This window comes from Bacillus sp. V33-4 (assembly GCF_002860225.1).
Classification (GTDB): domain Bacteria; phylum Bacillota; class Bacilli; order Bacillales; family Cytobacillaceae; genus Bacillus_BJ; species Bacillus_BJ canaveralius.
The window spans coordinates 79,680-91,388 of the sequence record NZ_PGVC01000032.1; the positions used below are offsets into that span (position 1 = coordinate 79,680).

The window sequence follows — 11,709 nt, forward strand, 5'->3', positions numbered from 1 at the left end:
TACTTAAGAAAATTAGTTCGTCGATACGGTGTACAGGCAAACGAAATGCTTATGTTCAAGTTAAGATAAAAAGGTTTGCGAATGGCAAATGCTTGATGGAAAAGACAGGATTTTCCCTGTTAAATGTCGAAATATTTATCTATTGAAGATTGGCAAGGAGGCAAGACAGTGAATGGAGCAATATCATACGAAGAACATCAATTCCTGAAAGAAAAAGTTGCTGCCCTCGAACACGCAAATCGATTGTTGACAGAACAGTTTAACCATGCTCCAGATGGAATGATTATATTTAACAGAGAGGGAAACATAACGGCTGGGAATTCTGCTTTCTGTAAGCATATTAATATTGACAGCAACCTTTTAATCGGAATGCCGTTGAAATCTTTAATTCCTAAAAAATATCAATTTAAGCTGGTGAAGATTTGGGCGCTATTGGAGGAAAAGGGAAGCGCAAGAGGAATTTTGCCGATTGCCTATGATGAAAAATTAACTTATTTTGAAATTAATACAAGCCAACTCCCTGTTGGGCAGGATCAGTATATTAGTATAATGAGGGATGTAACCGAGAAACAAATCATCGAAAAGAAAATTAGGAAAAATGAAGATTTATACCAGGATCTATTTGAAGAAGCGCTTGATGGGATCATATTTTGGAATGGCTGTGGAATAGTGACCCGGGCCAATCAGGCTGCATGCAAAATATTTGAATGTCCATTGGAGAATTTGCTGGGGAGAAAGCTAACGGATTTTGTTTATTCAAAAGATGATCATTTCCATAAAACAATGGATTTGTTAAAGAAAACGGGTGCCATCCGTGATGAGTTGTGTTTTCTAATGCCAAACGGACAAAAAAAATTACTTGAATTTACGTCCAAGCTCCATATTGATGGATCTAATATAACCATTGTTCGCAACGCCAGTGAACGCCATCGTATGGAAAAAGAGCTTCGCGAGAGCGAGTTGAAGTTCCGGAAGATTTTTGAAGGTGCACTTGAAGGAATTATATTATGGAATAATCATTTTGAGATCATTGATATTAACCAGACCGGCCAAAATATGCTCGGGATTTCCAGACAAGAGATTGTCGGTAAATCGTTGACGGAATTGCTGACAGAGTGCCGACTGAGCCGGCAAGAACAAGTGGAACATATGGATACCCTTCTGCAACAAGGTCAATTGAACGGTGTGGTGCAGATTAGGATAAAAAAAGAAACAAAAAAGCACATTGAGTTTTCAACAAAAAGCAACTTGATGTCGGGCTTAAATCTAATTGTTTTTAAAGATATAACAGAAAAATTGGAGATGGAAGAACAGCTCAGAAAATCTGATACTTTAACGGTTATTGGAGAACTTGCCGCTGGAATTGCCCATGAAATCAGAAATCCAATGACAGCGCTAAAAGGGTTTATCCAGTTGCTTCAGGGTAATATGAAGGATGAACATGAGATGTATTTTCAGGTGATCACAAGTGAATTACAAAGAATAGATTCAATAATCAATGAATTTCTGATCCTCGCAAAACCCCAGGCAGTAAAATTTATAGAATCGGATGTTACGAGAATTGTTAAGGAAACGGTTGAGTTGCTGACTGCCCAGGCTGTCTTGCATAACGTGCAATTTAAAACATATTATCAAGATAAACTCCCGCTGCTTTTTTGTGAGCCAAACCAGCTCAAAAAGGTGTTTATCAACATTATCAAAAATGCGATTGAAGTGATGCCGAAAGGCGGCTATATTACTGTTTCAGTTAAGCGGGCCGCAGGCGATAAAATCCATATATATGTGCAGGACGAAGGACCCGGCATCCCCGAAGAAAAATTGAAAAAGCTTGGCGAACCGTTTTATACTACAAAAGAGCGGGGAACAGGACTTGGTTTAATGGTGAGCTACAAAATCATTGAAGAGCATCAAGGAAGCATTGAAGTGGAAAGCCAGCTTGGCAAAGGGACAATCTTTCATATTTTTTTACCATTAAAGAAGGCGGGGTAGAGACTTTGAACAGGCAATATACTAGACTGCAGACCGTGATCGGTTTGTTATTCATCGTCGCTGAAAACGGGAAATTGAGCGCTGTACATATAGGGAAAGAAGACTTTGATAAACATGAAACCGGGGAGGATCTCTCAGAAAATCCGCATAATCCAGTCCTGGCTGCTGCCGTCACACAACTTGGCGAATATTTTAGCGGAACGCGAAGCAGTTTTCAATTGCCGCTAGACATAACAGGCACAGATTTTCAGCAAGCAGTTTGGAAACAGCTTGAAGCGATTCCTTTCGGGGTGACGAAAAGCTACCAGGATATTGCATCAACTATTGGCAAAGCGAAAGCGGTGCGGGCAGTCGGCCAGGCCAACAAGGCAAACAAATTCCCGATTATCATTCCATGCCACCGTGTCATCGGCCAAAATAAAACACTGACAGGCTATGCAGGCACGAGAACCGATATTAAAGAAAAGCTGCTTCGCCACGAAAAAGCTTCGTTTAAAGGTTCAGTAAGCACTTAAATGAATCAGTCCTGAAACAACATGCAAGTGCTTTAGTCGAGCAGATTGAGAAGGGCAGGGAGGGAATAAAGGAAATGGCCGAAACGAATATCGAAAGACAAAAGGTAATTGATAACTTCTTCACGCGCGATGGGAAGCTGAAAAACATTCCGGCCCAAAGGAAGAAGAAATTAATCGTATTCGAATATATGATCCGGGGTTTAACAACAGGAAAAAAATATGCGGAAAAGGAACTAAATGAGTATATAAAAAAATTTCACGAAGATTATGCAACGATCCGCCGTGAGTTTATTATCAATCATTATATGTACCGGGATAATGGAATATATGAAGTGAATCCAGAAGAGATGTGGGTAAAAATCGACGGTTAAGCGTAAATTTCCAGCCGCAGAACTGCATTCAGCGGCTGGATGAGTTTAACCAATCAGGTCTTCAATCGATTTAATAGTGCGATGATTTTTAATCAACTTACTGCCAAGCTGAAGGGCTGTCCGCTTTGCATCAAGCCTTTTGACTTTATCTTGTATGCCATCCAAGTCGGCAACATGTGACAGTCCAACCGTCCGTCGGATCAGCTCACAACCGGCAAATCCGGCAGCATCCTGAAGATATTTTTCAAGTAAATAAGCGAGAAAGCGATCGTTTGAAGAAAGCGGATCTGTATTCTGTTCTTTCCATAGTTTTGAATACTCCTGCGAAAAAGTCTTCCAAAACACTCTTATCTGGGAAGATGTTTTCCGCTGTTTTTCGGGATTGGCAATCTGTTGAAATAGCAAATTCGCCACGACTTGGCCAAGGTCAAAGCCAGCCGGCCCATAAAACGCAAATTCAGGGTCGATGACTTTTGTTTCATCGTTATTTGCAAAAATGCTTCCAGTATGCAAATCGCCATGCAGCAATGACTCTGTTTCGGTTAAAAAGCTCTTTTTGAGAAGGGCTGCCTCTAACTTTAATTCTTCATCTGCCCAGAGCTTCTCGGCATCTTTCCTCAGACCTTCTTCAAAGTCATTGGTTGGCGCATCAAAGAATGGATCGGTAAAAATCAGGTCTTCCGTGATTTTACACAGCTCCGGGTTAATAAATTTGCCAACTAGCTCCTTTTTCTCTGCAGGCTTTAAGCCATAATCAGAAGTAAAGAACAGCGTTTTAGCGAGATACTCACCGATATGCTTGGGGAGAAGTGGGAAATCCTCGCCCTGGATTAATCCGGTTCTCGCAATTGTTAAATGTGATAAATCCTCCATGACAGTAATGGCAAAGATCTCATCGCTAAAAAAGACTTCAGGAACATAATTTGGTGCCAGTTTTTTAAAAACAGACAATGCATTTGCTTCGATTGTCGCTCTTTTTAACGTTAACGGCCAGCTTTCACCAACGACTTTCGCATAGGGCAATGCTTGTTTGATGATCACACTTTGACCGGATTCGTGATCTGAAATCCTAAAGACAAGATTCAGGTTGCCATCGCCAATCTCTGATACGGTTAAAACAGAACCTTCAGGAAATAACCGCAATCTAATCGCTAAGGCGGCGGCTGAGCTTTCGGTTAAAGGTTCGTATGTTGTATTTTGTAATAAGACCATCGTTTATTCCTCCTTAGTGTGGAGGCTTTTCAGCAAATGAAAAAGCCTCTTTCTCAATGTGAAAGAGGCTTGAAGGTTATATTCTTCACGCCTCTTATCTGCCAGAAGAAAATCCTTCTGTTGGAATTAGCACCGTGCCTTAGGAGATTATCAATCCCCGGCGCATTTTAGCGCCCCATTTCACAATGGCATTACGGTCGGTTGCTGGGCTTCATCGGGCCAAATCCCTCAGCCTGCTCTTGATAAGAGAGTACTATTTTAAAATCATAATTGTTCTTCACTTGTTGATCATCATATCAATGCAAAAAGTGATATGTCAATCATTTTTTTTTAAAAATTTTTGCCGGCAAAAATCTGCACTTAATTATAGAATTCCGGTTTTCTGTCTGAGAAAATCGGGATGATTTCTCTTACTCGACGTACTTCATCCAGGTCAATTTCAGCATGCAATATTTCCTGGTCTTCGCCGGCTTCCGCAATGATTTCCCCCCACGGATCAATAATCATTGAATGTCCGGCAAAAGCATTTTTCGGATCGGATCCTGCCCGGTTGCAGGCAATGACATAGCATTGGTTCTCGATTGCCCGTGATATCAACAAGGCTCTCCAGTGGGCGAGGCGGGCAAGCGGCCATTCAGCGACGACAAACAAAGCTTCCGCTCCTTGTGCCGTATGGGCGCGAATCCATTCCGGAAAGCGGATATCGTAGCAAATCATACCGGACAGGAGCCTGTTTTCCAGCGTGAACAGGCCCTTCGAATTGCCCGCCGATAAATACAGATGTTCGTCCATAAGCTGAAAAAGATGCAGTTTGCTGTATTCATGGACTGCCTCTCCATGCTTATCGACAATGATGAGCGTATTAAAAATCCCCTCAGCCGTTTTCTTCGCAACAGACCCGCCGACAAAAGCGGTACCGTGTTGCAGTGCTGCATTCTTCAAGAAGGACTTTGTTTTGTTGGCGTCCTGATCGCCAATTACATCGAGCCGACTCAGATCGTACCCGGTCGTCCAAAGTTCAGGAAGGACGATAATATCGGGTTTTAGTTCTGCTGCATCGGCAATCAGCTGTTTCGCAGATTGGTAGTTTTGGTCTGGATTGCCAAAAGCAATGTCCATTTGAATACAAGCTATTGATAGTTTCAAAATTGTCACCCCATTCAAAAAACTAAAAAATTTCGCTTTACAAGCTGTTATTAACGTTATATCATTTGTGACTAGAATTTCAAATTCATTTTTTATAAAGCGGGTGCTAAAGTGACACGTTTTTCCCAGTCAGATTTATTAAATAGCCTGCCGAGGCAGTTTTTTGCCTCACTCGTCAAAAAGGCAGGAATATACATTGAACAGGGCCATGATGTGATTAATCTGGGCCAGGGCAACCCGGACCAGCCAACACCAGGACATATTGTCAAAGCATTGCAGGCCGCGGCTGAAAACCCGGTCAATCATAAATATTCACCCTTTCAAGGATTTCGCTACTTGAAGGAAGCGGCAGCTGAGTTCTATAAGCGGGAGTATGAGGTCGAGTTGGACCCGGATACAGAAGTGGCCGTATTGTTCGGCGGAAAAGCAGGTTTGGTTGAAATTCCGCAATGTTTATTAAATCCGGGGGATACTGTGCTAGTTCCTGATCCGGGTTATCCGGATTACTGGTCTGGGGTAGCATTGGCGAGAGCGGAAATGTTGTATATGCCATTGCTTGAGCAGAACGGTTTTCTCCCTGATTATCATGATTTAAGCGCGGACGCATTAGCAAAAGCAAAGTTAATGTTCCTGAATTACCCGAACAATCCGACCGGAGCAACTGCGACCCTTCCGTTCTTTGCAGAGACCGTAACGCTTGCGAAACAGCATGACATTTGCGTTGTCCATGATTTCGCATATGGAGCAATCGGTTTTGATCAGCAAAAACCAATCAGCTTTTTGCAGGCGGAAGGCGCCAAGGAAGTCGGCATTGAAATTTACACTTTATCGAAGACGTATAACATGGCCGGCTGGAGAGTTGGTTTCGCTATTGGTAATAAAAGCGTAATCAGTGCGATCAATTTGCTTCAGGACCACCTTTATGTCAGCCTTTTTGGAGCAGTACAGGAAGCGGCGGCAGCAGCTTTACTGGAATCGCAGGAATGTGTAGAGGAACTGAACCAATTATATGAATCGCGGCGAAACACGTTTATTAACGGGCTGCAATCGATAGGCTGGGAGGTTGCAGCGCCAAAAGGTTCATTCTTCGCCTGGCTAAAAGTACCGCCTGCGTTTACATCCCAGCAATTTTCCGACTATTTGCTCGAAAATGCCCATATTGTGGTCGCACCGGGAATAGGATTTGGGCAATGGGGTGAAGGCTATGTCAGAGCAGGGCTATTAACCTCGGAAGAACGATTGCAGGAAGCAGTCAGAAGAATCGAATCTTTAGAAATATTTGATAAAGGGGATTGACAACTGGGAAATTTCCTGCGATAATCCAAATTAATTTGAACTATCATGAACATGATTATATGAAAATCGTTTTCTTATCAAGAGCAGGCGGAGGGACGAGCCCGATGAAGCCCGGCAACCGACTTGGATTATTCCAGGCACGGTGCTAATTCTTGCAGCATTCGCTGAAAGATAAGGAGATGTTAGTTTGAGATGCTAACCTCTTCTTTCTGAAGAGGTTTTTTTGTGGCCAAAATGAAAAAGTTGGCCCTCGCGTTTAAGGAAAGGATGATCGGCATGAGTGAAATAATTGCTACATATTCAGTCTATGATGCTAAACATAATCCCGAGAAGAAAGCAGAGGAAATTGCCCTCGGCTTGACGATAGGGTCATGGACAACTCTGCCCTACTTAGAGCAAAAACAATTGAAAAAGCACAAAGGGCGTGTTGTCTCTGTCGAAGGTCTTTCGGAAGAAAGCAGCAAAGAGGAAACAAAGGCACTGATTAAAATTGCCTACCCTGCTGTAAATTTTTCAGCGGATTTACCGGCGATCTTAACAACCGTTTTTGGGAAGTTATCACTGGATGGAAAAATAAAATTAATAGACTTGCAGTTTAGTGATTCCTTGAAAGCCCTTTTTCCCGGTCCCCGTTTTGGAATTGAGGGAATTCGTGAAAAAGTAAATGTTTATAACCGGCCGTTGCTAATGAGTATTTATAAAGGCGTAATCGGCAGGGACTTGCCGTACTTGCTTGCGCAGCTGAAAGAACAAGCTCTGGGTGGAGTCGATATTGTCAAGGATGACGAAATTTTGTTCGAGAACGATCTGGCTCCGTTTGCAGCGAGAATTTCCGAAGGGAAAAAGGTGTTAACGGAAATCTATGAGCAGTCAGGACAGCGGACCTTATATGCGGTGAACCTGACTGGCCGCTCATCGGCTCTCAGGGATAAGGCGAAAAAGGCAGCCGAGCTTGGGGCGGATCTATTATTGTTCAATGTTTTTGCTTACGGACTCGATATCCTTCAGGAATTGCGGGAGGACGACAGCATTGCCTTGCCGATTATGGCCCATCCGGCTGTCAGTGGTGCACTCGCTTCATCATCGGTATATGGACTGTCTTATTCGTTGTTATTAGGAAAATTATTGCGATATGCAGGAGCGGATTTATCTTTGTTTCCGTCTCCATACGGCTCGGTTGCCCTTGAAAAAGAACAGGTTTTGTCAATCGCAGAGGCTTTGACAACAGAAGATGCGTTTAAACCAGTGTTTCCAGTGCCGTCGGCAGGAATTCATCCAGGCCTCGTGCCATTATTGTACAGAGACTTTGGAAATAACAGCGTAATAAACGCAGGCGGCGGTATTCACGGTCATCCGGATGGCGCAAAAGGGGGCGGCCTTGCATTCAGGCAAGCGATCGAAGCGGTTTTAAATGGGCAATCTTTGCTGGATAAAGCAAAACAGCATGATGAGTTGCGGGCAGCGATCGAACTATGGGGCCATCAAGAGGTGACTGCATAATGAAAAAGCTTGCTGTATTTTGCGATTTTGACGGGACGATCACCGAGCAGGACAATATTATTGCGATCATGCAGAAATTTGCGCCTTCCGAGTCGGAACAGCTGAAGGAGCAGATTCTTTCCGGGCAAATTTCGATCAAGGAAGGTGTGGGAAAGCTATTCTCGCTCCTCCCCAGCTCTCTAAAGGAGGAGATTATTGAATTTGCGGTTGAACATGCAGTAATCAGGGCTGGATTTAAGGAGTTTGCCGCCTTTTTGGCTGACAAAGATATCCCGCTTTATATTGTCAGTGGCGGAATCGACTTTTTTGTAGAGCCGATTCTGGAGGGGACTGGACCAATTACAGGCTTATATTGTAACGGATCTGATTTCAGCGCTGAAAGAATAAAGATACTGTGGCCTCACAGCTGTGACAGTCACTGCTCCAACGGCTGCGGCTGCTGCAAACCTTCTGTCATCCGCAGCCTGGATGGAGAAAATCTCGATAAGATTGTCATTGGTGATTCGATCACAGATGTCGAGGCAGCCAAGCAAGCTGATTTTATTCTTGCAAGGGACTTACTTGCCAGGAAATGTGAAGAGCTCGGGCTTCCTTACAAACCATTTAATACTTTCTTTGATTGCATCGATTCTATAAGAGAGAAGATAGGGGTGAGAGCATGAGTCTTCTTCAGGAAAGGTGGCAGGAGCTCGCCGACGTCAAAGATGAACTTGCACAACGTGATTGGTTTATGGGGACAAGCGGAAACCTGGCCATTAAAGTAGGCGCGGATCCGTTGACTTTTCTTGTAACCGCGAGCGGTAAAGATAAACGGAAACGCACGAGTGAAGATTTTCTGCTTGTTGATGCAAACGGGAGACCTGCTGAAGCTACCCATTTAAAACCATCGGCGGAGACATTGCTCCATTCGGAAATTTACAAGCGCACGAATGCTTGCTGCAGCCTCCATGTCCATACAGTTGATAATAATGTCATTTCAGAACTATTCGGGGACAGGGGAGAAGTCACATTTAAAGGCCAGGAATTAATCAAAGCCTTCAATTTATGGGATGAGGATGCAGTGCTTACGATTCCAATCATTCCTAATCACGCCGATATTCCTGCTCTGGCCCGGGAATTTGCCGGGCATGTTTATGCGCAAAAAGGCGCAGTTTTGATTCGCAATCATGGCGTTACCGTCTGGGGTGAAAGTGCTTTTGAGGCGAAAAAGCTTCTGGAAGCCTCAGAGTTTTTGTTTCGCTACACGCTTCGTCTACTGGAGCATAAACCCGAGCTAATTAAAGCAGTTTAATAGAAAAGGAGAGAAGTAGTATGGCACATATTGTATTTCAAAAAACTGGTGAAAAATTAGTGAATCAAGAAGAAGTAGCAGCCTTTCTGGAAAGCCAGGAAGTCATTTATGAGAATTGGGACATCAACAAGCTTCCAGCTCACCTCCAGGAAAAATTCCTATTGTCTGACGAAGAGAAAGATGCAATATTAGCAGTTTTCAAGGATGAAATCAGCGATATTTCAGCTCGCAGGGGCTATAAAGCACATGATGTCATTTCTCTTTCTGAAAACACGCCGAATCTTGACCAGCTTCTGCAAAACTTCCAGCAGGAGCACCACCACACAGATGATGAAGTCCGTTTTATTGTCAGCGGACACGGAGTATTTATCATCCAGGGAAAAGACGGCGAATTTTTTGAGGTTTTCCTTAACCCGGGCGACCTGATTTCGGTGCCTGAAAATATCCGTCATTACTTTACGCTGCAAGACGACAGAAAAGTAGTCGCAGTGCGGATATTTGTAACTACTGAAGGCTGGGTGCCGATCTATGAAACACAGGAGATTAATTCATAAAATCAAACAGCTCCCCCGCAATTTGCGGTGGGAGCTATTTTAATTTTAAAATAAATGCTGCAGTTGATCCAGTCGACTAACATTTTAGAATCGAGAAAAATTTGTCGAAAATGATCATAGTCTGGATAGGATTATGTCGAATCCAAGTAAATATAAAAAATATTTTGTCTAATTTTGCGAATCTATTTACAACTATAGAAATTGCTGTAATAATTCTTCAGTATACAAAAAAATGTAGATAGACCGGAAGAAAAACCGGACCGGAAAGCTAAGGGGTAGGATTAGGAGGATAAATATTGTATCAGAATGGAAACAAACTGCTGGAAGAAATCCAAAGGAAAAGACAGTGCATGATTGAAAGTGCGACAATAAACGGCTTTACAAGTGAAGAAACGATTCGCTGCAGCGAGGAGCTTGATCAGCTCATTTACCAATTTCAGATTAAAATACATAAGGGACAGAAAGGCTGGGAAGAAAGCAGATTACCCTATAAACAAATGATCGTCTGGCCAAAAGCTCTTACTCCCATTTGTAAATTAATCTAATGTAAAAAGGGACCATTGTGGTCCCTTTTATCGTGCTGGACTAAGCATACACATAGATCCCCCTCTTCGGATGGAAAAACTTCAATTGGAACTTCATCCATAAAGATTCATATATATGAATTACCCAATTTAAATATTACAAAAATTCGCTCAGATGTGATTTTTGTCATTGTTAATCTGTGAATTTTTTTTATAGTAATACTAAGGTTACTTTGATTTCCAATTGATTATTATTATTAACCCGTTGACCTTTCAGCCTATGATCTACTCCAGAACTCTTTCATTTTATATCACAGCAGCAGTTGGTGCACTAAGATATTAACGTTATTCGAATGGATTGTTTTCATTTGTTTGTACTATGCCCGTGTTGCGATTCATATATCGTAATACAGACATTTTATAAATATTTATAAGGAAAGCGCTTTCGTTATGGCTTTATAAAAGGGAGGGAATGAGATATATGCATATTGTCGTCTGTGTCAAGCAAGTTCCAGATACAAAAATTATCAAAATCAATCCGAAAACGAATACCCTTGACCGCCGCAGTGCCCCGGCAATTTTAAATCCGTATGATGCGCACGCTGTCCAGGAAGCAGCGCGGATTAAAAGGGTAACAGGCGGTACCATTTCCGTTTTATCAATGGGTCCGCCCCAGGCGACTGCCGTCATTAAAAAAAGCATTGAAATCGGAGCCGACAGGGGCTATTTGATTTCTGACAGAGCTTTCGCGGGGGCAGATACGCTCGCAACTAGCTACGCATTGTCGAAGGCCTTGGAACGAATATCAAAGGAGGATCCGATTGATCTGATTATTTGCGGAAAACACGCTATTGATGGGGATACAGGGCAGGTCGGGCCTGGCATCGCCCGAAGAATCGATATACCGCCCGTTACAAATGTGATTGAAGTAGCGGAAATAAACGAGAAAGAAAGAAGCGTATTAATCAAAAGAAAGCTCTCCAATGGCTACGAATTGATTCAGACTGAATTGCCGTGTCTGCTTACTGTGGAAAAAGAAATAAACGCAATCGAATATGCGCCGCTTCCAAATATGCTGAAAGCAGCGAGGTATGAGCCAGTGATCTGGACCGTAAACGATTTGGAGGACGTGGATCGGACACAGCTTGGTTTGAAGGGCTCGCCAACGATTGTCGGCAAAATGTTTTCACCTCCAAAGCCTGATGGAGGGAAACGGCTTGAAGGTGCACCAGAAGATCAAGTAACACAATTATTGGACCTCCTGGCAGATAAAAAGGGGTTATTCAAAGTACAAGCTTAACTATTCACAAT

11 protein-coding genes, 1 pseudogene and 2 riboswitches are annotated in these 11,709 nt (G+C 42.8%); of the genes and pseudogenes, 10 read left to right on the plus strand and 2 right to left on the minus strand.

What is annotated here, in order from left to right:
- The first annotated feature begins 168 nt into the window (after positions 1-168).
- From CVD23_RS12565 to CVD23_RS12575, 3 genes and pseudogenes are all read left to right on the plus strand, one after another.
- Complete coding sequence (locus CVD23_RS12565) at positions 169-1,989, plus strand: PAS domain S-box protein (RefSeq protein ID WP_257988394.1); 1,821 nt, start codon at positions 169-171, stop codon at positions 1,987-1,989.
- Positions 1,990-1,994: 5 nt separating this feature from the next.
- Positions 1,995-2,504: a methylated-DNA--[protein]-cysteine S-methyltransferase gene (locus CVD23_RS12570; RefSeq protein WP_101577864.1), complete on the plus strand. Its 510-nt coding sequence runs from the start codon at positions 1,995-1,997 to the stop codon at positions 2,502-2,504.
- Positions 2,498-2,875, plus strand: a pseudogene (locus tag CVD23_RS12575) (DUF2087 domain-containing protein); the annotation flags it as partial. The gene CVD23_RS12570 and the pseudogene CVD23_RS12575, both read left to right, overlap by 7 nt.
- A gap of 45 nt (positions 2,876-2,920) precedes the next feature.
- Here CVD23_RS12575 and mtnK read toward each other — a convergent pair.
- Both mtnK and CVD23_RS12585 read right to left on the minus strand, forming a co-directional pair.
- A complete protein-coding gene (gene mtnK / locus CVD23_RS12580; protein WP_101666214.1) occupies positions 2,921-4,087 on the minus strand; it encodes an S-methyl-5-thioribose kinase in 1,167 nt (388 codons plus the stop codon).
- 91 nt (positions 4,088-4,178) lie between these two features.
- Positions 4,179-4,336: riboswitch (SAM riboswitch) on the minus strand.
- 111 nt (positions 4,337-4,447) lie between these two features.
- Positions 4,448-5,284 (minus strand): carbon-nitrogen family hydrolase, encoded by an 837-nt coding sequence (locus CVD23_RS12585; RefSeq protein ID WP_373270866.1) that lies wholly within the window; start codon positions 5,282-5,284, stop codon positions 4,448-4,450.
- A 60-nt stretch (positions 5,285-5,344) separates the two neighbouring features.
- Between CVD23_RS12585 and CVD23_RS12590 the strand changes: the two genes are divergently transcribed.
- The 7 genes from CVD23_RS12590 (at position 5,345) to CVD23_RS12620 (ending at position 11,698) form a co-directional block, all read left to right on the plus strand.
- Positions 5,345-6,529, plus strand: coding sequence for a pyridoxal phosphate-dependent aminotransferase (locus tag CVD23_RS12590; RefSeq protein WP_101577868.1), 1,185 nt, complete (start codon positions 5,345-5,347; stop codon positions 6,527-6,529).
- 71 nt (positions 6,530-6,600) lie between these two features.
- Positions 6,601-6,707: riboswitch (SAM riboswitch) on the plus strand.
- A 98-nt stretch (positions 6,708-6,805) separates the two neighbouring features.
- Positions 6,806-8,029 (plus strand): 2,3-diketo-5-methylthiopentyl-1-phosphate enolase, encoded by a 1,224-nt coding sequence (mtnW, locus tag CVD23_RS12595; RefSeq protein ID WP_101666238.1) that lies wholly within the window; start codon positions 6,806-6,808, stop codon positions 8,027-8,029.
- On the plus strand, positions 8,029-8,691 hold the full coding sequence (locus CVD23_RS12600) for a 2-hydroxy-3-keto-5-methylthiopentenyl-1-phosphate phosphatase (RefSeq protein ID WP_101577869.1): 663 nt from the start codon (positions 8,029-8,031) through the stop codon (positions 8,689-8,691). The genes mtnW and CVD23_RS12600 overlap by 1 nt, the downstream gene beginning before the upstream one ends.
- On the plus strand, positions 8,688-9,320 hold the full coding sequence (locus tag CVD23_RS12605; protein ID WP_101666215.1) for a methylthioribulose 1-phosphate dehydratase: 633 nt from the start codon (positions 8,688-8,690) through the stop codon (positions 9,318-9,320). Before CVD23_RS12600 ends, CVD23_RS12605 begins: the two co-directional genes overlap by 4 nt.
- Positions 9,321-9,340: 20 nt before the next feature.
- Positions 9,341-9,874, plus strand: a complete 534-nt coding sequence (locus CVD23_RS12610; protein ID WP_101666216.1) for a 1,2-dihydroxy-3-keto-5-methylthiopentene dioxygenase — start codon at positions 9,341-9,343, stop codon at positions 9,872-9,874.
- A gap of 296 nt (positions 9,875-10,170) precedes the next feature.
- Positions 10,171-10,419 carry an aspartyl-phosphate phosphatase Spo0E family protein gene (locus CVD23_RS12615; RefSeq protein ID WP_245917462.1) on the plus strand — a complete coding sequence of 83 codons (249 nt, stop codon included), beginning with the start codon at positions 10,171-10,173 and terminating at the stop codon, positions 10,417-10,419.
- 460 nt (positions 10,420-10,879) lie between these two features.
- Positions 10,880-11,698 (plus strand): electron transfer flavoprotein subunit beta/FixA family protein, encoded by an 819-nt coding sequence (locus CVD23_RS12620; RefSeq protein ID WP_101577873.1) that lies wholly within the window; start codon positions 10,880-10,882, stop codon positions 11,696-11,698.
- The last annotated feature ends 11 nt before the right edge of the window (positions 11,699-11,709 follow it).